This window comes from Kitasatospora sp. NPDC085895 (assembly GCF_040702125.1).
GTDB lineage: Bacteria > Actinomycetota > Actinomycetes > Streptomycetales > Streptomycetaceae > Kitasatospora > Kitasatospora arboriphila.
This window is the reverse complement of the sequence record NZ_JBFBJY010000008.1, coordinates 40000-62316: the sequence shown is the minus strand read 5'-3', so window position 1 is coordinate 62316 and position 22317 is coordinate 40000. Positions and strand designations below refer to the sequence as shown.

Genomic DNA, 22317 nt, shown 5'->3' with positions numbered 1-22317 from the left:
CGCAGTTCCGGCCCGGGCGCGAGAGTACGGAGGTTCTCGGTCGACGGACCGGTACCCCTGCCGAAAGGTCTGTTGTGAAGCGCACCGCCCGGTTCACGGCCGTCACCGCCACCTCGCTGGCCGCCGCCATGGTGCTGACCGGGGGCACGGCCTCCGCGCACGACCGGTCGGGCGGCCCACGCGCCGAACGGGACTCCTACGGGACCAAGGCGCCGTACCTCCCGCAGGGGCGGCCGGGCCGCTACCAGCCGGTGCCCGAGGGCTACACCGCGGTGTTCACCGAGAACGTCGCCCGGCACGGCTCCCGGGCCATGACCGACGGGAAGGACGGCGACGCGGTGCTCGCGGTGCTGGCCGAGGCCCAGGACCGCGGCGGCCTGACCGACCTCGGCCGCAGGCTCACCCCGCAGGTCCGGTCGCTGCTGGCCGCCGCCGCCGGGATCGGCTACGGCAACCTGTCCGGCCTGGGCGTGCAGGAGCACCGGCAGACCGCCCTGCGGCTGGAGCAGCGGCTGCCCGGGCTGTTCGACACCATCGCCGCCACGGGCGAGCCGATCGTGGTGGAGACCTCCGGAGTGGCCCGCGCGACCGCCAGCGCCAACGCCTTCACCGCGGGCCTGACGGCCGGCCGGCCCGAACTGGCCGGCCTGATCGGAGCACCCGTCACCGACAAGGACCTGCTCTACTTCCACAAGCAGCCGCAGAACGCCGACTACCAGGCGTACCTGGCGAAGGACCAGGACCTCGCCGCCGTGCTCGCGGCCGTCGACGGCATGCCGCGCACCGCCGAGGCCGCCCGGCACACCGTCGGCCGCCTCTTCCGCGCCGACTTCGCCGCCACGTTGACCGCCGACCGGCAGATCGCCTTCGCCCGCTCGCTGTACGCCCTGTACAGCGCCGCGCCGGACCTCGCCGTGGAGGCGCCGGACGTCGACCTCGACCCGTTCCTGGCCGACCGCGACGCCCGGTGGTTCGGCTACCTCGACGACGCCGAGGAGTTCTACCAGAAGGGCCCCGCCTTCAGCGGCCGCACCGTCACCTATCGGATGGCCGGCGTCCTGCTCGCCGACCTGTTCGCGCAGGCCGAGGCCAGGGCCGCCGGCACCGGCCGCAACGGCGCCGTGCTGCGCTTCACCCACGCCGAGGAGATCGAGCCGCTCGCCGTCCTGCTCGGCCTGCCCGGCAGCACCGAGCCCGCCGAGGCCGACGAGCCCTACAGCTACCGGAACAACCCCTGGCGGGGCGCCGAGGTCTCGCCGATGGCCGCCAACATCCAGTGGGACCTGTACGCGGGCACCACGGCCGGGGGCGCCCCGAGCCACCTCGTCCGGATGTTCTACAACGAGAAGGAGACCGCCTTCCCGGCGTTCTGCAAGCCCGTCGCCAAGGGCAGCCACTTCTACGAGCTCGGCGAGCTGGAGCGCTGTTTCGGCCGCGCCTGACGGACGGATCCGCCGACCCGCCCCCGCTCCGGCAGCACGGAGCGGGGGCGGGCCGTGCGGTCGCTCAGCGGCCCGGGGCGCTCGTCGGCGGCCCGTCCAGCACCCGGAAGGAGATGCCCGCGGCGACCAGCCGGTCGATCAGCGGCCGGCCCATCGCCACCGCCGTGGTCAGCTGCCCCGCCACCGGCGGCAGGTCGTCGTACGCCAGGCAGAGCGCCGACTCGGCGAGCATCTTCGCCGTCTCCTGGTAGCCCGGGTCGCCGCCCGACACCTCGGTGAAGACCGTCCGGCCGCCCTCCGCGCGCGCCACGAACCGGACGGCGAACCAGGACCGCGCCCGCTGCTCCGCGCTCGGCCCCTCGCCCGGGCCGCGCAGCCGACCCAGCGCCCGGCGCAGCACCGGCAGCTGGGCGGCCACGGCGACCGCCGCCACCGCGGCGACCCCGCCGAGGGCGATCGGCAGCCGCCGCACCGCCGCGTAGTGCGCGTAGCCGAAGTCCGGGCCGTACTCGTCCAGCGCGGCGGCCGAGCGGGCCACCACCTGCGGGTCGATCGCGGGCATCGGCACCGCCCAGGCCCGCGCGGCCCGCGACCGGTGCGGCCGGCCGACCGGCGTGCGCACCAGCCGTCCCTTCGGCCGCGGCTCGACCGCGCGGCGCGCCCGGGCGGCCCGCGCCATCGCCCGCGGCCGGGAGAAGGCCGTCATCGCCGAGGCGAAGGTGCCGCCGGAGATGGTGCCGCCGGCGCGGACGAAGCCCTCCACCGAGAGCCGGGCCGCCGGGCCGCCGCGGCGCAGCAGCTCCTCGACGGTGAACAGCACACCGAGGTCGTGCGGCACCGAGTCGAAGCCGCAGGCGTGCACCAGCCGCGCCCCGCTGGCCACCGCCCGCTCGTGGTGCCGCAGGTACATCCGGTCGACGAACTCCGGCTCGCCGGTGAGGTCCACGTAGTCCGTGCCGTGCTCGGCGCAGGCCGCCACCAGCGGCTCGCCGTACCGCAGGTACGGGCCGACCGTGGAGACCACCACCCGGGCGGAGGCGGCCACCTCGCGCAGCGCCGCGCGGTCCGCGGCATCCGCGACCAGCAGCGGGAGGTCCGCGCAGCGCGGATCGACCTCCGCCAGTCGCGTCCGGACGGCGGCGAGCCTGCGCTCGTCCCGCCCGGCGAGCGCCCAGCGGCAGTCCCGGGGCGCGGCCCGGGCCAGGTACTCGGCGGTGAGCCCGCCGGTGAACCCGGTGGCACCGAACAGGACGAGGTCGTACGGGCGCGGCGCGGCCATCAACAGTCCCTACTCGCGGGTAATCGACTGCGCCACGCTAGGAGTCCGTCGTGGCACTGTCAACGATCGGGACGCGGCGGCCGCGCGCTCAGTGCGCGATGCCGTCGATGAGCTCCTGGGCGCCCTGCCGCTTCAGGGCGAGGGCGGTCGAGGTGCCGAGGTCCTCCGGGCCGAGTGCGCCGGCCCACTCGTGGGCGTCCAGCACCCGCTTGCCGTCCGGCGAGAACACCCGGCCGCGCATGGAGAGCCGCCCGTCGTCCTCGGCCCGCGCGTAGCCGGCGATCGGCGCGTTGCAGTGGCCCTGCAGCACGTGCAGGAACATCCGCTCCGCGGCCGCCTCGCGCCACGTCCGCGGGTCGTTGAGACCGGTCACGGTGTCGACCGTGGCGGTGTCGTCCTCGCGGCACTGCAGGACGAGGATGCCGGCGCCGATCGGCGGGCACATCGCCGCCACGTCCAGCACCTCGCTGATCCGGTCGGCGAGGCCGATCCGCTCCAGGCCAGAGACGGCCAGCAGCAGCGCGTCCGCCTCACCGGCGTCCAGCTTCGCCAGCCGGCTGTTGGCGTTGCCGCGCATCGGCACGCACACCAGGTGCGGGTGCGAGGCGGCCAGCTGGGCGACCCGGCGCACCGAGGAGGTGCCGATCCGGGTGCCGGCCGGGAGCTCGTCCAGCGTCAGTCCGCCCGGGTGCACCAGGGCGTCGCGGATGTCGTCGCGCGCCAGGTGCGCGGCGAACACCGTGCCCGCCGGCAGCGGCCGGTCGGCCGGGACGTCCTTCAGGCAGTGCACCGCCAGGTCCGCCTCGCCGGCCAGCAGCGCGGCGTCGACCTCCTTGGTGAAGGCGCCCTTGCCGCCGAGCGCGGCCAGGTCGCCCGTCCAGCGGTCGCCGGAGGTGGTGACCGGCACGACCTCCGTCCGGACCCCCGGGTGCAGCACGGCGAGTTCGGCGCGGACGCGCTCGACCTGGGCGAGGGCCATCGGTGACGAACGGGTGACGATGCGCAGCGGTTCGGCCATGGGGAGATGATAGGCCGTCACTCATCCCCGCCCGGACCGCGGCCCGCCGCACCGGCCGGCACCGGCGGGCCCGTTCCGCCCGCCCAGCCCAGCAGCAGGACGGCCGCGACGGCGGCCAGCGCGCACCAGGTCGAGGCGAAGGCGAGGCGCCACACCAGGGCGCACACCACCGCGCCCGCGCCCAGGGCGAGGCCGAGCCGCCGCAGCGCGGCGTCCCCGCTCAGCAGCAGCGCACCGACGGTGGCCAGCAGGTATCCGGCGGTCAGCAGCGGAGCCGCGGGCACGCCGACCGCGTACGCCAGCGTGTGGTGGCGGACTTCGGCCGACACCTGGCGGCGCAGCACCGCCACCGCGAGCGGGACGGCGACCACCGCGCCCAGCACGGCGAGCGCGCCCGGCGTCCGCCGCCGCGGGTGGCCCGGCCCCGCCGCGCACCACACCCCGAAGGGCACCAGCAGCGGCAGCAGCGGCAGCGCGATCAGGGCCCACACCGTGCGGGCGGCCAGGGCCGGTCCGGGCCCGATCCGGCCGTCCTCGCCGAGCCAGACCGCCGCCTCCACCAGCTGGTGCACCCCGAGCAGCAGCGGCAGTGCGGCCAGCGGCACCCGCCGCGGATCGCGCACCCGCAGCAGGCAGACCGTGCCGAGCCCGGCGACCACCGCCCCGGCGGCCGCGTCCGCCTCCGCACTCCAGCACATCCGGCCTCCTCGGGAAGGGCCGCCGAGGGTCGCCGAGGGCGGGGCTCAGCGTCCGTGCCGACGGGCCGGGGCGTCCGCGAGGGTGTTCCAGAACATCAGCTCGTACGCCTGCAGCACCTGCCCGTACTCGCGGCCCGCGCCGATCCGTCCCCCGTCCGGGGACAGGGCCTCCAGCACCGCCACCGCCGCGTCCTCCGCGGCCGGTGCCGGGCGGGCGAAGAAGTCGAAGAAGGCGCAGTCGGTGTCGTCGAAGCCGTAGTGGCGGCGCAGGCCCGTCGCCACGGCCGCGCAGTAGCCGCCCCAGGCGGCGAAGTTGGCGGTGAGGGCGAGCACCACCCCGGCCGGGTCGCCGTTCAGCGCGAGCCAGGCCAGGTAGGCGGGGTACGCCTGGCAGCCCGGCAACGGCTTGCGGGCCGCGGCCTCGCGCGGCGACAGCCCGCAGCGGGCGGCGAAGGCCTCGAGCATCCGCAGCGCCTCGCCCTCGCCGTCGGCCAGGCCGGCGAAGTACGCGCCGCCGGGGTCGTCCGCGCAGCGGGCGGCCAGCACCAGCAGGCTCCGCCGGTCGCTCCCGATGATCCGGTACTGCTGGGCGGCGAGCTCCGCCAGGACGGTCAGCGGGGCGGTGCCCGCCGCGATCTCGGGGACGAGGCGGTTCTCCCGTTCCCCCGGGGCGAGCTCCCTGCGGACGTCCTCCAGCACCTGGCGCGGTTTGCGGCTCATGCTCGGCCTCCTCCACTGTCGTCGGCCTGCCCGACGCGCTCCCGTCTGCCCGGGCCGCCGCGCCCCACACGGACGTCCGCGGACCGGTCGCCCCGGCCAGCGTAGGCAGCCCGGGCCCGATCGGGCGGGTTCCCGGCCCGGCGTGGCGGCACCGGGGCACCGGTCGGCGTAGCCCGCGAATCCTGGGAGCGCTCCCAGGATGGGCAGTCGATCATCCTGCGATCCTTCATTAGTCGTACAGGTCAGGCCACCGTTTCCAGCCGAAGGGGCGGTTTGCGGCCCAGTCCTTCATGTATTGAAGTCGGTTGGTCGTATTGACGGCTGATCCGCCACTGGCTTTGATGAGGGCGACTCCGGCGTACAGCCCTGACTGTGGGAGCGCTCCCGCAATGGTGGGGTGCCGGCATCGGCACTCTCGTACCACGGACCGCCCCCACCCGCCGCGCGCCCGACCGCCGACTTCCCCCGGCGGCGGCGCCCGGACAGCCTCCAGAGAGGAACCAGACCCATGCGCCTTCAGCTGCGCCGGCGCCTCACCCGCCGGCTCGGCCGCGGTGCCGCAGCCCTCGCCGCGGTCACCGCGGTCGTCGCCGCCCCGACCGGCCTTCAGGCCGCGCACGCCGACACCCCCGCCGCCCCGGCCGCCACCGCCTCCGCGGGCGCCGGGTACTGGCACACCAGCGGCCGGCAGATCCTGGACGAGGCAGACCGGCCCGTCCGGATCGCCGGCATCAACTGGTTCGGCTTCGAGACCGGCAACTACGTGGCGCACGGCCTGTGGAGCCGCGACTACAAGAGCATGATCGACCAGATGAGGTCGCTCGGTTACAACACCGTCCGGCTGCCGTACAGCGACGACATCTTCAAGGGCACCCAGCCCGCCGGCATCAACACCTCCGGCGGCATGAACGCCGACCTGGTCGGGCTCAACTCCCTCCAGGTGATGGACAAGCTGGTCAACTACGCCGGTACGGCCGGCCTCAAGGTGATCCTCGACCGGCACCGCCCGGACTCCGGCGGCCAGTCGGCCCTCTGGTACACCGCCGCCGTCCCGGAGTCGACCTGGCTCGCCAACCTCAAGTCGATCGCCGCCCGCTACGCCGGCAACTCCGCCGTGGTCGGCATCGACCTGCACAACGAGCCGCACGACCCGGCCTGCTGGGGCTGCGGCGACACCGCCACCGACTGGCGGCTGGCCGCCCAGCGCGGCGGCGAGGCCGTCCTCTCGGCCAACTCCAAGCTGCTGATCTTCGTCGAGGGCGTGCAGACCTTCAACGGCAGCTCCACCTGGTGGGGCGGCAACCTGCAGGGCGCCGGCCAGTACCCCGTCCAACTCGGCGTCGCCAACCGGGTGGTGTACTCGGCCCACGACTACGCGACCAGCGTCGCCCAGCAGCCGTGGTTCTCCGACCCGGCCTTCCCGGCCAACATGCCCGGGGTCTGGGACAAGAACTGGGGCTACCTCTTCAAGCAGAACATCGCCCCGGTCTGGGTCGGCGAGTTCGGCACCACCCTGCAGTCCACCGTCGACCAGCAGTGGCTGAAGGCCCTGGTGCAGTACCTGCGGCCCACCGCCCAGTACGGCGCCGACAGCTTCGGCTGGACGTTCTGGTCGTGGAACCCCAACTCCGGTGACACCGGCGGCATCCTGAACGACGACTGGACGACCGTCAACACCGTCAAGGACGGCTACCTCGCCGACATCAAGGCGCCCGGCTTCGGCGGCACCGGCGGCGGGGGCGGAGGCGGCGACACCACCGCACCGACCGTGCCGACCGGGCTCGCCGTCACCGGCACCACGGCGAGCAGCGTCTCGCTCTCCTGGACGGCCGCCACCGACGACACCGCCGTGACCGGCTACGACGTCTACCGCGGCAGCACCAAGGTCGGCAGCAGCACCACCACCGCCTACACCGACGGCGGACTGATCGCCGCCACCGCCTACAGCTACACCGTGCGGGCCAGGGACGCGGCCGGGAACGTCTCCGCCGCCTCGACCGCCGTCACCGCCACCACGGCCGGCTCCGGCGGCAACGCCGGCTGCAGCGCGGCGCTCACCCTGAACGACTGGGGCGCCGGCCTGACCGCCAACGTGACCGTCACCAACACCGGCACCGCCGCCACCAAGGGCTGGAAGGTCGTCTGGCAGTGGCCCACCGGACTCAAGGTCACCAGCAGCTGGAGCGCGGACGTCCAGCAGAGCGGACAGACCGTCAGCGCCGCCAACCTCTCCTACAACGGGGTGATCGCCCCGGCCGGCTCCACCACCTTCGGCGTCCAGGCCACCCGCACCGACAGCGGGGCCGTCGCCACTGCCGTCCCGACCTGCACCGTCACCTCCTGACCCGTGGCGCGGACCGGTGACCTGACCCCCGTTCCGCGCCCGGCCACGGCACCGCCGCCCAGGAGCCCGCACTCCCGGGCGGCGGTGTCACCCCATGCCCGCACGGGCACCGGGCGCTGCGGTCAGCGGCGTCCGGCGGCCCGGCGTTCGACACCGGTCGGGAACCAGCCGCTCGCGCCGTCGCCGTGCGCGACCACGGTTGCGGGTCGTCGAGAGTGGCCACGGGCGACGACCTCGACGAGTACGCCAACGACCTCTAACCGAGGGACCAGCGCACGACATCGATGCCTTCGACGGTGAGCCAGCTGCCGTCACCCGCGGAGACGAGGGCCCGGGGCCGGGTCGGCACGGGGTACTCGACCTCGCCCAGCGGTTCGAGGGACGGTGCCCGGAGCACCACCGTGGCCGTGGCGCGGCCGTCGTCGGTGAGCGTGGCCAGCACGGTGGACGGGTCGTAGTAGTCGAAGACGTAATTCCAAGGCCGTCCCCGGAGGAGGACATCGGCCGCCGGGCGCTCGGCGATGAGTTCCGCGCTCGGGAAGGAGTGGGTGGACAGGGTGGCCCAGCCCTGATTGAGGTAGTGGTGGCCGTCGGGGGCGACGGCCACCGGCAACCGGTCGCGGCGGCCCGTCAGGTCGGTAGGAGTCTTGATCAGGCGGTTCCCGTCGCGACGCACCCAGTACCCGAAGCTCCCGTCCTGACCCTCACTCACCACGGCTGCGAAGTGGCGGCCGTCGGGGTGGGCCAGGAGCTGCGAGTACGACATCTCGCTGTCCACGGACGTGCGGGCGAGGACGTCTCCCGTCGCGGCGTCGAGGACCCAGCACTCGTCGCCCCAGCCTCCCCCGCCCTCCTCCCCGTGGAGGTCCTCGTCCTCGTCGTCGAGGTCTTCCTCGTCGTCCGGCTCGTCCTGGTCGACCGGCCGCACGGTGGCCCACAGTTCGGTGCCGTCGAGTGAGAACGCGCAGGCACCGAGTCCTGGAGGGAAGTCGCTCCACGAGCCGTGCTGCCGACTCCAGTCGACGTTCGTGCCGGACACCCGGACACTGTCCTCACCGGAGGCGGCCAGCAGGCCGGCGTCAGGGGAGACGGCATAGGTCGCGACGTCCGGCGGGAGGGGCACGCGGAGCCGGCGGACTTCCGCGAGCCGGTCGTCGAGGACGACTGCATGCTGCGGGTCGTCCCGGCACGTCACCCACCAGCCACCCCCGGCCAGCGGCCGAACGCGGCCCACTTCGGCGGGCAGGCTGATCCTGTTCATCAATCGCGCAAGCACGGGGAGTCACGCTACCGCCGCCCCGCCGCCCCGCCTCCACGCACGTGCCTCCTGCTCGACGAGACCGGGCCCGCACCCACCGACCTGCCGACTCCGGTGCCGGACGGGACCGGGGGACACCGAGGTCGCCGCGCGGGCCTCCGCGGTCTCCTCCGACTGCGGCACCACTGCGACGGCCGGCCGGACCGTGGCCGCCCGCCTCGCCGAGGGCGTCGTCCGACGAGCCGGATCGGTCACCGGGAAACACGGTTGACGGTGCACGGGAGCCGCCGCTTGGCTGCCGCCATGAGTGATCTCCACATCCGGCCGGTGGACGGCGAGGCCTCGATCGAGGCCTGGCGGCACGTCCACAACGTGATCATCCCGACCGCACCGCTCTCGCTCGAGGAGGTGCGGCGGAACGCGGACCGCTACCACCTGGAGGTCGCCCGCCTCGACGGCGAACCCGTGGGATGCTCGACCGTCCGCCCGCCGACCGCGGAGGAACCGGCCGCGACCGTGATCGCCCGGGTCCTGCCGGAGTACCGCGGCCGGGGCATCGGGACGGCGATCCACCGCCGGTGCCTCGAACGGGCCCGCGCGACGGGCGCCGAGCGGATCGAGACGATCGTCCTGGCGTCCAACACCGAGGGCGTCGCCTTCGCCCTGGCGCAGGGCTTCGTCCAGGTCGAGGAGTACCTGCTGCCCGGCGACACGGTGCCCTTCCTCACGCTGCTCCTGCCCTGAACCGGGTGGCGGCCCGCCGACATGGCGCTGCGCCCGGGTGAACGCGGAACGGCACGGCGGCCGGGGAGCCGCCGTGCCGTCCGCCGTGCCGGTGGCGGGGGTCAACCCGCCGTGCAGGCACCCACCTTGGGGGCGGTGGTGTTGCCGTTGGACGCCACCGTGAAGCCGAAGCTGGTGGACGCGCCGGCGGACAGGTTGCCGTTGCCGTTGGGCTTCATCGTCATGACGTTGCCACTGCTGTCCCAGCTCGGTGAGCCGTTCCAGGTGGCCGACACCTTCTGCGGCGGGGTGACGGTCACCGTGACCGTCCAGGAGGTGATCGCGGTGCTGCCCGCCGTCACCGTCACCTGCCCGTTGAAGCCGCCGTTCCAGCTCTGCGTGAGGCTGTAGGCGGCCGTGCAGGACCCCGAGCCCGTACCGCCTCCGCCGTCCCCGCCGCCCGAGCCGCCGAGTGCGGTCAGCACCGCGGTGTACGCGGCCTTCTTGCCGTAGTTGCCGTCGAACAGCAGCGGGGTGCCGCTGCTGCGCCACGAGTACTTGTCGGTGATGCCCCACACCGTGATGCCGGTGCACCGGGTGACGGCCAGGCAGGCGTTGACCACGTTGGCGTAGTTGGCGGCCTGCGCCGAGCCGGAGCCCTCGATGTCGAGTTCGGTGATCTGCACGTCCACGCCGAGGTCGGCGAAGCGCTGCAGGTTGGCCCGGTAATCGCTCGGCACCGGCGAGGCGCTGTTGAAGTGCGACTGGAAGCCCACGCAGTCGATCGGCACGCCGCGCTGCTTGAAGTCCTTCACCATCGCGTAGACCGCGTTGCTCTTCGCGTTCTGCCCGTCGGTGTTGTAGTCGTTGTAGCAGAGCTTGGCGTTGGGGTCGACGGAGCGGGCGGTGCGGAACGCCTCCTCGATGTACCCGTTGCCGAGCTTGTCCTGGAAGGGCGAGCTGCGCCGGGCGCCGCTGCCGCCGTCCTGGAAGGCCTCGTTGACGACGTCCCAGGCGTAGATCTTGCCCTTGTAGTGCGTCATCACCTGGGTGATGTGGTTGTTCATCGCGGTGCGCAGGTCGGTGGCGGACAGACCGCCGACCCAGCCGGGAAGCTGGGAGTACCAGACCAGCGTGTGGCCGCGGACCTTCATGTTCTTGCCCTGCGCGTGGGCGACGATCTGGTCGGCGGACGCGAAGTTGAACGAGTTGCGGGTGGCCTCGACGGCGTCCCACTTCATCTCGTTCTCCGGGGTGACCGCGGTGAACTCGGTGTCCAGGGTGCTGGCGTAGGCGGACTCGCCGAGGTGGCCCGCGGCCACGGCGGTGCCGAAGTAGCGGCCCTTGGCGGCGGCGGACGCGCCGAGCGTGCTCGCGGCGTCGGCGGTGCCGGCCGCACCGGCCAGGCCCGCCGCGGCGAGCACGCCGGCCGTGCCGGCCAGCAGCACGCGGCGGAGCAGCCCCGGGGCACCGGGGGAGCGGTGGATCATCGACAACCTCTTCTTCCGTCGGCCGGACGGCCGTGGGGCTCGTCCGGACAGGCTGGGTGGGACCTGTTGCGGTGCTGTGCGTCCGCCACGCGGCCAGCGGCGGGAGGTCGATCGCCGACGAGTATGTCCTTGTTGTCGAATGCTGGTCAATACTGTGTTTCGAATTGACTGTCGAAAGTTTCTATCAGGCGATGGCGGGCTTCCGGGCATGCTGACAACGGAGTCTGACGAGATGTCATGTCGTAGTTCTGGCCGAGTGCGGCCAGGAGCGGCATTATCGGTATCGAAAACTTTCGCCCGTGTGTGGGCATGCAGAAGGGCCGGGCGCCGCAGCGGTGCAGTGGGGCGTGCGGCGCCCGGCGGGCGGCCCGGCGGGTGGGGTCCGGGGCCGCCTATGGGGGGATGGTCAGCGGTGCGTGCCGGCCGGCAGGCCGAAGGCCAGCGCGGGCGAGGCGTTGGCGGCCAGGGTGTGGGCCTGGGCGGGCCACCACGCGCCGGCGGCCGGGTCGGCGGCGCCGTACTCGGGGTCGGTGCCGCCGGTGGTGCCGCGGGTGCAGCTGCCGTCGGACTCGCCCGGCACCTTGACCCAGAGGAAGGCGTCCAGCAGCGGCGTGCCGGTGTCGGCGGTCGGGCGGGTGCCGAGGCCGCGGCCCGGCGGGTTGCACCAGGTCTGCGGGTCCGGGTAGGTCGCGGTGGGCGTCCACGGGCCCTGCCCGTTGCGGCTGCTGTCGACCACGAAGTGCGGCAGCTTCGCGTCGGCGGGGACGTGCGCGGTGTACCAGGCGTCCGCGTCGGCCTGCGGCCAGTACTGGTTGGCGCAGTCGTCGGCGACCGCGCCCGGGGTGTGCGAGAGGTACCAGCTGCACTTGGCGACCTGGGTGCCGTAGCGGACCAGGTCGGCGTCGCGCTGGTAGTTGGAGACGTTGAGGAAGAAGCCCTGGGCGCGCTCGACGCCGCCGTCCACCAGCAGCTTCGCCATGGTGCCGGTGGACTGCCAGGCGCTGTGGCCGGCGTCCAGGTAGACGGCCGCGTGCGGCTGCTCGGCGAGGCGGTCGACGGCGCCGTTGATCTCGGCGAGCCGGTCGGCCTGCTGCTGGGCGGTGCCGCCGCAGTAGGCGGGGCTCAGGGCGAGGCCGTCCGGCTCCAGGACCACCACCGTGCGGCGGTCGCCGATGCCCCGGGCGAGGCCGTCGACCCAGGCCGCGTACTCGGCGGAGTCGGAGGCGCCGCCGGCGGAGTACTGCGAGCAGTCCCGGCCGGGCACGTTGTACGCCACCACCACCGGGGTCTGGTGCTGCCGCGCGGCCTTGGCCTGCAGCTGCGCCATCGCGGTGGTGGTCTCCTGCGGGGTCGCGGTGCCGTTGAACCACCGGGCCACCGGGTACGAGCCCATCTTCGCCATGGCGAGCGCGTTGTTCCGGTCGCCCGCCCTGAGGTCGGCGGCGGCCTGGTGCAGGGCCTTGCTGTCGAGGTCGACGTAGAAACTGGTGCCGGGGCCGGGTGCCCGGCCCGCGGCCCGGTCGCTGCCGGGGGCGGCGGACGCGGTGGATGCGGTGGCGGGCAGGCAGCAGACCGCGACGGCGGCGACGGCGGCGCTCGCGGCCGCGATTCGACGGCGGGGGCGGGACACGTGCGGCTCCTAGGGCTGGCGTACGGGCTGCGCAGGGCGAGGGTGCGGGCGACTCGTGGGAGCGCTCCCAAGCGCGAGGGAAGTTCTAGTCGCACCCGTCCGCCGCGTCAAGGCTCCGCGCAGGACGGTCGGTTGGGCGCCGGCCGGGATGCGGGCGGGGCTCCGGGCGCTCTCGGGGTGCCGCGGCCGGGTCGTTCACTCCGCTGAACCCGCTGCCGGGGCCTGCGGGCGGCGCGGAGGCGCGCTGCGATCAATGTTCCCCTGCGTCACGGGCGTTGGCGTGTTGTCGGCTCCGCGCCCAGGTATGGCCATGGATGGAACCATCGTTCATCGATGTGAACGCCGATGGTTGACTTCGGGGTCGCCCCCGACCGCCCGGCGCCGGCCGGATCCGGCGCCGGAACGGCAGGACGCCGGCGGTCCCGGGAGTGTCCCGGGGCCGCCGGCGTCGGTGCGCCTGCGGTGCCGCAGTTACTTGATCTTCAGGACCTGGCCCGGCTTGATGAGGTTCGGGTCCTGGCCGATGGTGCCCTCGTTGCCGTCGTAGACCTGCTTCCAGCCACCGAGCTTGTTCTTGTCGGAGATGTCGGAGAGCGTGTCGCCGGCCGCCACCGTGTACGTGTCGGGCTGCGCGGCGGGCGTGGTGGCCTGCGGGGCCGGGGTGGCCGTGGTGGCGGCCGGGTCGGCGGTGGTGCCCGGGCCGGTGGTGGCCGGCGCGGTGGTGCTCGGGGCCGGTGTGCCGGGGGTGGTGGCCGGCGCGGTGGTCGTGCCGGGGGTGACCGGCTGGCCCGTGATCGGGTCGATGACCGGGGGCGCGGCGTCCGGTGCGGCGGTGCCCGGGGCGGGCGTGCCGGGGGCCGTGGTGGTGCCCGGCACCGGGGCGGTCGTGGCGCCGGTCGGGTCGGGGGTGACCGGGAGGCCCGTGATCGGGTCGATGGTCGGAGGCGTGGTGGCGTTGCCCTGCGCGGTGGGCGAGGCCGGCGCGGTGGTGGCCCGGCCCGGCGCCGTGGACCGGCTCTGGGCGGTCGGGGCCGCCGGGCCGGTGTAGTAGTCGTAGATCTCCTGGCTGGTCGTCCAGTACCACTGACCGTCCACCAGGTACCAGTAGACGCCGCTGGCGTCCCGGCCCTGCATGCCGGTGAAGACCGGCGCCGAGGCGCCGCGGTCGGTCGGCGCGGTGGTGGCGGTCGGCGCCGTCGAGCCCTGGTCGCCCCGGGAGTCCTGGTCGACCGTCTCCGGCTTGCCCTCGCCGGTGAGGCCCGCGGACTTGCCGCAGGTGCCCCAGGCCTTCGCGCCGCGGTCCTCGAGGACGCGCTCGGCGACGGCGATCTGCTCCTCCTTGGTGGCCCGGTCGGGCGTGGAGGCGAACTTGTCGCCGCCGTAGGCGACCCAGGTGCGCAGGTCGAGCTGGAGGCCGCCGTACTCGCCGTTGCCGACGCTCTTGCCCCAGTTGCCCGCGCTGGCGCACTGGGCCACCGCGTCCCAGGTGGTGACCGGGGCGGCGTGGGCGCCCGTCGCGGTGAGCAGCGGGATCGCCAGACCCGCACCTGCCACACCTGCGGCCGCGACGGCGCGCTCGGTCTGGGTGGGGCGGCGGTGACGGCCCGAGCCGATGAAACCCATCGAGTTCCCTCTCCGCACGCCTGCGAGGTGAGCTGTCGGGTTCGGACCGGGAGGTGGCCCGGCCGCACTGAGGCGGCTTCACCCCTAGCCGTGTGGGGGCGGCGTCGAAACTGGGTCCCCCGTCCCTGCCCAGGGTCTGGTCGGTGACCCGGTCGACGCGGTGGGCAGGGTTCGGCGTGCCGCGCCTCGGGCGCCCGTGCTGTCGGGCTGAGGTGGACATTAGAGGGATCATCACTGCGATAACAAGCCAGCATCCCGAACATCACACAATCATCACGAGTGCTTCGGTGCCGCATGCGTGCATTTCGGCCGCACGCCGCCCCACGCGCCACCGCCCGCCCGGGCCGCGTCGCAGGTCGCGGGGGGCGGCAGCGGCCCTGACGTGTCCGCGGCGGCGCGGATCGGACGAATTCCGTGGAAATTCCCTGGGAAATTCCCGGTGGCATTTCCGTGCGGCAGGGCGGCGAAGTCGGCCGAAAATGCACGCATGCGGGGCTCGGCGGGTCCGCCGCCGGGCCCCGCCGGGGCGATCACGGCACGAACCGAGGGGCCGGAGCGGGCCGAAACGGAAGGTTCGGGTCCGCCGGGCGCCCGCGGCGGCCGTCCGTTCGTGTCGGAACGGGGATCGTGCGGCGGGTGTCCGTTCAGCCCTCCGCGGGCCAGCAGGCCCGCACGTCGGCGGCCTCCGCCGCGGTCAGCGGCCGGTGGCCGAACGCGACGTCGTCCTCGTCGAAGGACCACTCGGCGTACATCAGCAGCACCGACCGGCCGTCGCCCTCCCACAGCACCGCCCGGCGGCCCAGATCGCCCTGGGCGGACCACTCCACGTACCGCAGCGCACCGCGGCGGACGCTGCAGCGGTCCACGGAGGCGCCCTCCGGTGGGAACAGGCCCGCGACCGAACCGGCCGAGGACGGCGCCCAGCGCTCCCGCACCTCCGTCAGCCGCACCACCTCCTCGACCGCGACGCGCACCCGGGCACCGCCCGGACGGACGTCGGCCACCGCCAGCGGGGTGCAGCGGACCAGGGCGTGCTCGGGCAGCCCGTCCGGGTCGTCGGACACCCCGTTCAGCGCCGTCGCGGCCGGGGAGAACAGGCACCAGAACGGCCCCTCGACGAGCAGCGGGCCGTCCAGCCCGAGCATTCGCTCCTCGCCGGCCACCGGTATCCGGTCGGTCTGCGCGACGCCCCGCCCCCCGTACGGCGACTCGGCGCAGTCGGGATCGGGCCAGCGGGCGAGGGCGGTTCCGGCGGCCGCCGCCCACGCGGGCGCGGGCGAGGCGGACCAGGCGCGGCGCGGCGCACAGCCGCAACCGGCGCCCGCCACGGAGACGATGAGGGTCATGCCCGCATGGTGGCAAACCGGCCGGAGCCGGCGCCCCGTGGGGCGCCCCACCGCCCCGGCCGCGGGGCCGTACGAGCCGTCAGGCCGCCTCGGCGGCGGGCGCCGGCGCGGGAACGGGCCGCTCGGCGGCCGGCCGGCCGCGCAGACCGGCGAGGACGGCGAGCGCGGCGAGCAGCACCGGCACGGCGACCACCCGGAGCCCGGTGGCCATGCCCGCGGTGAACCCGGCCGAGCTGTGGGCCGCGCCGCCGGTACGGGAGGCGAGCACCGTGCCGACCACGGCCACGCCGAGCGCCGCACCCAGCTCCCGGGCCGCGGTGTTCAGCCCGGCACCCAGCCCGGCCTGCCCGGGCGGGAGTTCGGAGACCACGGCGTGGGTCAGGCCCGGGGCGGACAGCCCCATGCCGGCCGAGAGCAGCAGCAGCCACAGCGCGTACACCGGGTACGGGGTGCCCGGGCCCGCGGTGGAGACGCCCAGCAGCCCGGCGCCGATCAGCGCCAGCCCGCCGCCGGCCACCCACCGCACCCCGTGCCGGGCCTGCAGCCGCCCGGCGAACCGCGGCACCAGCGCCATGCCGACGGTCAGCGGCACGATGGCGAAACCGGTCCGGGCCGGCGAGTAGCCCTTGGCGTACTGCAGGAACTGCGAGTTGACGAAGAACAGCGCGAACAGGCCGAAGAACGAGGCCGCCGTGCCCAGCACCGCGGCCCGCAGCCGCCGCGAACGGAACACCCGCGGGTCGACCAGCGGCCGCCGCGCCACCAGGCCGTACCGGGTGAAGGCCGCCAACAGGGCGGCGCCGAGCGCGAATCCGACCAGCACGGGCACCGAGAGCCAGCCGTGCGAAGGGCCCTCGATGATGCCGTACAGCACGGCGGCGGTGCCGGCGACGAGCAGGGCCGAGCCGGTGGGGTCGAGGGCGGCGGCGTGCCGCGGCAGCTCGGGGACGGTGCGCAGCACCGCCGCCGCGAGCAGGACGGACAGCGGCACCATCGCCCAGAACAGCGCATGCCAGGGCAGGAACTGCGCGGTCAGGCCGCCGCCGACGTTGCCGGCCAGCCCGCCGAGCCCGACCGCGAGGGTCCACGAGGCGAGGGCCTGGACACGCCGCTCGGGGCCGGCCAGGTGGACGAGGACCGCCATGGTGGCGGGCATGACGAGGGCGGCACCGGCGCCGGAGACCGCGCGGCCCGCGATCAGCGCGGCCACCGAGCCGAGCGAGCCGCCCGCGGCGCTCAGGCAGGCGCCGGAGGCGAACAGCGCGAGGCCGACGAGCAGCGCCCGCCGCCGCCCCCACCGGTCGCCGCAGGCGCCGGCCGGGATCAGCAGCCCGGCGAAGACGATGACGTAGGCGTCGACCGTCCACAGCAGGGCGCCGGGGGAGGGGTGCAGGGCGGAGGCCGCGAGCTGGGGGATCATCAGGTTGATCGCGGCGACCATGCTCTGGGCGACGAGCACGCAGGCGCACATCGCGAAGAGGGTGGACCGGCGGAGGGCCGGTGGGGCGTTCTCGGACATGACGGACGGGCTCCTTCCGGAGCGGAGGCGTCTGGGTTCCCGTCCACGCTAGGCGGATGCTTGGATTGCTTCCAGTGCATGTTTCGCAAGAGAGGAATGCGTCCAGTGCAATCCGGAATGGACCTCAACCTGCTGGTGGCGCTGGACGTCCTGCTGGAGGAGTGCAGCGTCTCCGGGGCGGCGGCCCGGCTGCACCTCTCCGAGCCGGCGATGAGCCGCACCCTGGGCAGGATCCGCAAGGCCCTCGGCGACCCCGTGCTCGTCCGGGCCGGCCGCTCGATGGTGCCGACCCCGCACGCGCTGGCCCTCCACGCGGAGGTCCGGGCGGTCGTGGAGCGCGCCCGCGGACTGTTCAGCGCCGCCGGGCAGGTCGACCTGCGCACCCTCGACCGGACGTTCACCGTGCTCGCGCACGACGCCTTCGCCGCCGCGCACGCCGCCGCACTGTTCGCCCGCACCGCGGCGGAGGCGCCCGGCGTCCGCCTGCGGTTCCTCGGCGAGAGCCACGTGGACGCGCCCGCCCTGCGCGAGGGCGCCGCCGACCTGGAGGTCGGGGTGATCGACACCACCGCCCCCGAGGTGCGGGTGGAACAGCTCTACGAGGACCGGATGCTGGCCGTCGTCCGGCCCGGCCACCCGCTGCTCGACGGGCCGCCGACCCCGGAACGGTTCGCAGCCGGCCGGCACCTCGGCGTCTCCCGCCGCGGCCGCCTGCACGGACCGATCGACACCGCACTCGCCGAACTCGGCCTCTCCCGCACGGTGGTGGGCACCGTGGCGACCTACCCGGCGGCACTCTTCGTGCTCCGGAGCACCGACCTGGTCGGCCTCACCACCACGCGCAGCCGCGGCCTCGCCGAGGCGCTCGGACTGGTGACGGTCGACATCCCGCTCGGCCTGCCGGCCCTGCCGTTCGGCCTGGCCTGGCACCCGCGGCACGACGCCGACCCGGCGCACGCGTGGCTGCGGGGCTGCATCCGCGAGCGCCTGGCCGGCGAGGGGCTTTGACGGAGCCGGGATTCGGAGGTTGGCCACCGTGCGGACCAGGGGAGAGCCGGATCCGTCAGGAGCACCACTCCCGGACTGCGCAGTTCTCCCCCAGCCTTCGGCCGGGAGGTGCCCACACGCGCCCCTGGTGGTTGATGCCCCTGGTGGTCGACGGCTCTGGCGGGTTGAGCCCGTGGGCGTGGTGGTCAGGCGGGGAGCGGGGGGACGTCCTCGGGGGTGATGGGGTGGTCGGCGGGAGTGACGGGGGAGGGGAGTTCGTCGCGGCCGGTGAGGTAGCGGTGGACGGCGGCCGCGACCGCGCGGCCCTCGGCGATGGCCCAGACGACCAGGGACTGGCCGCGGCCGGCGTCGCCCGCGACGAAGACGCCGTCCGGCCCGGCGGCGAAGCGGTCGTCCCGGGCCAGGTTGCCGCGGGTGTCCAGGCCGACGCCCAACTGCTGCGCCAGGCCGGTGTCGTGCTCGGGGCCGGCGAAGCCGAGGGCGAGCAGCACCAGGTCGGCGGGGAGGGCGTGCTCCGCGCCGGGCACCGGGGCCCGACCGCCCGGTTCGGTGTCGGCGAAGCGGACGGCCGAGACCTGTCCGCGGGCGTCGGCGTCGAAGCGGACGGTGGCCGAGGCGTAGGACCGGATGTCCGGGTCGGGCAGGTCGGGCGGGCGGAGCTCGGCCGCTTCCTCGTGCGAGGTGGTGGCCCGGTGGACCTTGGGGTGGACGGGCCAGGGCTGCGTCTGCGGACGGTCCTCGGGCGGGCGTGGGTGGATGTCCAACTGTCTTACGTCCAGGGCCTCCTGGCGGAGCGCGGTGCCGACGCAGTCAGCGGCGGTGTCGCCGCCGCCGATCACCACCACGTGCCGCCCGCGGGCGTCGACCGGGGACCGGTCGAGGTCGCCCGCGACCACCCGGTTGGCCAGCGGCAGGTACTCCATGGCCTGGTGGATGCCGGTGGATTCCCGCCCCGGCACCGGGAGTTCGCGCCAGGCGGTGGCGCCGACGGCGATCACCACGGCGTCGCAGCCGGCCCGCAGCTCGTCCGCCGGGAGGTCCCGGCCGACGGCCACGCCAGTGCGGAACCGCGTTCCCTCGGCGCGCAGTTGCTCGATCCGGCGGTCGAGCCGGTGCTTCTCCAGCCGGAAGTCCGGGATGCCGTAGCGCAGCAACCCGCCGGGCCGGTCGGTGCGTTCGTAGACGGTGACGGTGTGGCCGGCCCGGGTGAGCTGCTGGGCGGCGGCGAGCCCGGCGGGGCCCGAGCCGACCACGGCGACGGTGCGCCCGGTGCGGCGCTCCGGCGGCCGCGGCGGCTCCAGCCCGTGTTCCCAGGCGTGGTCGGCGATGGCGAGTTCGACGTTCTTGATGGTCACCGCGTCGGCGTTGATGGCCAGCACGCAGGCGCTCTCGCAGGGGGCGGGGCAGAGCCGGCCGGTGAACTCCGGGAAGTTGTTGGTGGCGCCGAGGCGCTCCACCGCGTCGCGCCAGTCGTCCGCGGAGACCAGCCGGTTCCACTCGGGGACGAGGTTGCCGAGCGGGCAGGCCTGGTGGCAGAACGGCAGCCCGCAGTCCATGCACCGGGCCGCCTGGCCGCTGATGATCGGGAGCAGCGCGCGCCGCTGGTAGACCTCCTCCCAGTCGTGCACCCGGGCGGCCACCGCCCGGCGGGCGCGGAGCAGCCGGGGCGTGTTCAGGAACGCCTTGGGGTCGGCCATGGTCGGCCTCCAGCGGTGCGGTTCGCCGCCGGGCGTCAGGGCGGGGAGGGCCGGGCAAGAGGGGTGCACAGGAGCGGGGGGCGCGGGGCCGGGGGAGCGCGGGTCGGCGGTCGCAGCCGGGCGGGCGGGCGTACGGTGCCGTGTGGCCACCGTACGCCCGCCCGCCCGGCTTGGACAGTGGGCGGTGCCCCGCTCAGCGGGCCGCCGGCACCTGCTCGCCGACCGGCTCGGCCGGGCTGTCCGACGGGTCGATCCGGGCCGGCCACCAGGCGCGCGGCCCGAGGTCGTGGACGAGTGCCGGGACGAGCAGCGAGCGGACCAGCAGGGTGTCCAGCAGGACGCCGAAGGCGACGATGAAGGCGATCTGCACCAGGAAGGCCAGCGGGATCACCCCGAGCGCGGCGAAGGTCGCGGCCAGCACCACGCCGGCCGAGGTGATCACCCCGCCGGTCGCGGTGAGCGCCCGCAGCACGCCCTCCCGGGTGCCGCGGTGCAGCGACTCCTCGCGGGCGCGGGTCATCAGGAAGATGTTGTAGTCCACGCCCAGCGCGACCAGGAACACGTAGCCGTACAGCGGGACGGACGGGTCGGTGGCCGGGAAGCCGAACACGTGCGGGAAGACGACCGCACAGACCCCGAGCACCGCCAGGTAGGAGAGCGCGACGGTCGCCGCCAGCAGCAGCGGCGCCACCAGCGAGCGCAGCAGCACGATCAGGACCAGCAGGATGCAGACCAGCACCACCGGCACGATCACCGTGCGGTCCCGGGAGGCCGTCGCCCGGGTGTCCTCCTGCTGGGCGGTGTAGCCGCCGACCAGGGCGTCGGCGCCGTCCACCGCGTGCACCGCGGTGCGCAGCCGCAGCACGGTGGCGACCGCGGCGTCGCCGTCCGCCGGGTCGGCGAGCGTGGCGTCCAGCCGGACGAGGCCGTCGACCGCCTTGGCCGGGCCGCCGGGTGCTCCGCCGGTGAAGGCGGCGACCGCGCTCACCCCGGGCACCGCGCGGGCGGCGGCCGCGACCGCGTCCGCCCGGTCGGCCTTCGCGACGATCACCGCGGGGTTGCCGGAGCCGCCGGGGAAGTGCGCGGAGAGCACCCGCTGCGCGACCACGCTGGGCTGCTCCTTGACGAACAGGTCGGTCTGGGCGACGCCGCGGGCGTCCAGCGCGGGCGCGAAGGCCGCGCAGGCCAGCAGCGCGGCCAGGGCCGAGGCCCAGACGGCCCGGGGCCGCCGCCCGACCAGGGCGGCCACCCGCCGCCAGACGCCGTGCACCGGGGCGCTGCCGTCCGCCGGCGGGCGGGCCGGCCAGTAGGCGGCGCGGCCGCAGAGCACCAGGGCGGCCGGCAGGAAGGTCAGCGCCGACACCACCGCGCAGCCGATGCCGATCGCGCCGACCGGGCCGAGCGCCCGGTTGTTCGTCAGGTCGGAGAGCAGCAGCACCAGCAGGCCCAGGGCCACGGTCAGCCCGGAGGCGACGATCGGCTCGGCCGAGCGCCGCCAGGCCGTCCGCATGGCCGCGAACCGGTCCGCGTGCAGCGGGAGCTCCTCGCGGAACCGGGCGGAGAGCAGCAGCGCGTAGTCGGTCGCGGCGCCGATCACCAGGATCGACAGCAGGCCCTGGATCTGCCCGTCCACCCGGACGACGCCGTGCTGCGCCAGCACGTACACCAGGGCGCAGGCGACGCCGAGGGCGAGGACCGCGCCGACGATCACCAGCAGCGGCAGCAGCAGGCTGCGGTAGACGGCGAGCAGGATCACCAGCACCACGCCGAGGGCCACGCCCAGCAGCAGGCCGTCGATGCCGGCGAAGGCGCCGCCGAGGTCGGCGGCGATGGCGGCCGGGCCGGCCAGCGCGACGGTGGTGCCGGGCACCGGGGAGACCCGTTCGCGGACGGCGTCGACGCTGTCCACGGTCTGCCGGCCGAGGTCGGAGCGGAGCGCCACCACGCCCTGCAGGGCGCGTCCGTCCTTCGAGGGCAGGGCGGGGGAGACCTGGCCGGTGGCGCCCGGCACCGTGGCGGCGGCGCGCAGCGCCCGGTCGGCGGCGGTGCGCTGCTCGGCGGTGACCGAGCTGTCGCGCGCCTCCCAGACGACGATCACCGGGAGGCTGCCCTGGGCCTGGAAGCCCTTCTCCAGGGCGGCGACCCGGGTGGACTCGGCGCTCTGCGGCAGGAAGGCGGCCCGGTCGTTGGTGGACACCTCGGTGAGGCGGCCCGCGAAGGAGCCGAAGGCGCCGCCCAGGGCGAGCCAGGCGAGCACGAGGGCCAGCGGGATCAGGAACCGGATACGGCGAGGTGGCACGGCGGGTCCTCCGGATGGGTCGACGGATCGGTCGACGGATCGGTCGACGGTCGGCGCGATGATATCTCAATCATCGAAAGACTTGACCATTGAGATAATCGGACGAGGTGCCCCGTCTCTTCGAAGGGCCCCGCGGATCGGATTGGAGCGCGAGGGCGGGGGTCGGGGTATGGGCCCCGGCGTGAGCGGCGGAGCACCCCCTAGGCTGGTGGCCGCCCGAGCC

The 22317-nt window shown here is 75.0% G+C and carries 16 protein-coding genes and 1 riboswitch; of the genes, 4 read left to right on the top strand and 12 right to left on the bottom strand.

Annotation, left to right across the window (positions count from 1 at the left end; genetic code table 11):
• Window positions 1-74 precede the first annotated feature (74 nt).
• The gene (locus AB0442_RS07395; protein WP_366161319.1) at window positions 75-1442 is read left to right on the top strand and encodes a histidine-type phosphatase; all 1368 of its coding nucleotides are present in this window, start codon (window positions 75-77) and stop codon (window positions 1440-1442) included.
• A 64-nt stretch (window positions 1443-1506) separates the two neighbouring features.
• Here AB0442_RS07395 and AB0442_RS07390 read toward each other — a convergent pair whose 3' ends face one another.
• The 4 genes from AB0442_RS07390 to AB0442_RS07375 all read right to left on the bottom strand — a co-directional run bounded on the left by AB0442_RS07390 (window position 1507) and on the right by AB0442_RS07375 (window position 5157).
• Window positions 1507-2721, bottom strand: a complete 1215-nt coding sequence (locus tag AB0442_RS07390; protein WP_366161317.1) for a saccharopine dehydrogenase NADP-binding domain-containing protein — start codon at window positions 2719-2721, stop codon at window positions 1507-1509.
• 88 nt (window positions 2722-2809) lie between these two features.
• Entirely contained in the window at window positions 2810-3739 is a 930-nt protein-coding gene (hemC, locus tag AB0442_RS07385) for a hydroxymethylbilane synthase (RefSeq protein ID WP_366161315.1), read from the bottom strand.
• 17 nt (window positions 3740-3756) lie between these two features.
• Window positions 3757-4437, bottom strand: coding sequence for a DUF6629 family protein (locus AB0442_RS07380; RefSeq protein WP_366161313.1), 681 nt, complete (start codon window positions 4435-4437; stop codon window positions 3757-3759).
• Window positions 4438-4482: 45 nt separating this feature from the next.
• On the bottom strand, window positions 4483-5157 hold the full coding sequence (locus AB0442_RS07375) for a transcriptional regulator (protein ID WP_366161311.1): 675 nt from the start codon (window positions 5155-5157) through the stop codon (window positions 4483-4485).
• Window positions 5158-5665: 508 nt separating this feature from the next.
• Here AB0442_RS07375 and AB0442_RS07370 point away from each other — a divergent pair.
• Window positions 5666-7501: a cellulase family glycosylhydrolase gene (locus AB0442_RS07370; protein WP_366161309.1), complete on the top strand. Its 1836-nt coding sequence runs from the start codon at window positions 5666-5668 to the stop codon at window positions 7499-7501.
• A 256-nt stretch (window positions 7502-7757) separates the two neighbouring features.
• Here the strand turns inward: AB0442_RS07370 and AB0442_RS07365 are convergent, their stop codons facing one another.
• Complete coding sequence (locus tag AB0442_RS07365; RefSeq protein ID WP_366161307.1) at window positions 7758-8762, bottom strand: hypothetical protein; 1005 nt, start codon at window positions 8760-8762, stop codon at window positions 7758-7760.
• Window positions 8763-9062: 300 nt separating this feature from the next.
• On the opposite strand from AB0442_RS07365, the gene AB0442_RS07360 reads away from it, so the two are divergent.
• Entirely contained in the window at window positions 9063-9503 is a 441-nt protein-coding gene (locus AB0442_RS07360) for a GNAT family N-acetyltransferase (RefSeq protein ID WP_366161305.1), read from the top strand.
• Window positions 9504-9604: 101 nt separating this feature from the next.
• Here the strand turns inward: AB0442_RS07360 and AB0442_RS07355 are convergent, their stop codons facing one another.
• The 5 genes from AB0442_RS07355 to AB0442_RS07335 form a co-directional block, all read right to left on the bottom strand.
• On the bottom strand, window positions 9605-10972 hold the full coding sequence (locus tag AB0442_RS07355) for an endo-1,4-beta-xylanase (RefSeq protein ID WP_366161303.1): 1368 nt from the start codon (window positions 10970-10972) through the stop codon (window positions 9605-9607).
• 406 nt (window positions 10973-11378) lie between these two features.
• A complete protein-coding gene (locus AB0442_RS07350) occupies window positions 11379-12602 on the bottom strand; it encodes a glycoside hydrolase family 6 protein (RefSeq protein WP_366161301.1) in 1224 nt (407 codons plus the stop codon).
• Window positions 12603-13073: 471 nt separating this feature from the next.
• Window positions 13074-14225, bottom strand: a complete 1152-nt coding sequence (locus tag AB0442_RS07345; protein ID WP_366161299.1) for a transglycosylase family protein — start codon at window positions 14223-14225, stop codon at window positions 13074-13076.
• A gap of 1 nt (window position 14226) precedes the next feature.
• Window positions 14227-14377: riboswitch (cyclic di-AMP (ydaO/yuaA leader) on the bottom strand.
• Window positions 14378-14869: 492 nt separating this feature from the next.
• Window positions 14870-15571, bottom strand: a complete 702-nt coding sequence (locus AB0442_RS07340; RefSeq protein WP_366161297.1) for a hypothetical protein — start codon at window positions 15569-15571, stop codon at window positions 14870-14872.
• Window positions 15572-15650: 79 nt separating this feature from the next.
• Window positions 15651-17090, bottom strand: a complete 1440-nt coding sequence (locus AB0442_RS07335; protein ID WP_366161295.1) for an MFS transporter — start codon at window positions 17088-17090, stop codon at window positions 15651-15653.
• A 96-nt stretch (window positions 17091-17186) separates the two neighbouring features.
• On the opposite strand from AB0442_RS07335, the gene AB0442_RS07330 reads away from it, so the two are divergent.
• Entirely contained in the window at window positions 17187-18098 is a 912-nt protein-coding gene (locus tag AB0442_RS07330; protein ID WP_366161293.1) for a LysR family transcriptional regulator, read from the top strand.
• Window positions 18099-18283: 185 nt separating this feature from the next.
• Here the strand turns inward: AB0442_RS07330 and AB0442_RS07325 are convergent, their stop codons facing one another.
• A complete protein-coding gene (locus AB0442_RS07325; protein ID WP_366161291.1) occupies window positions 18284-19795 on the bottom strand; it encodes a glutamate synthase subunit beta in 1512 nt (503 codons plus the stop codon).
• Window positions 19796-19988: 193 nt separating this feature from the next.
• Window positions 19989-22094: an MMPL family transporter gene (locus AB0442_RS07320; protein WP_366161289.1), complete on the bottom strand. Its 2106-nt coding sequence runs from the start codon at window positions 22092-22094 to the stop codon at window positions 19989-19991.
• Window positions 22095-22317 lie beyond the last annotated feature (223 nt).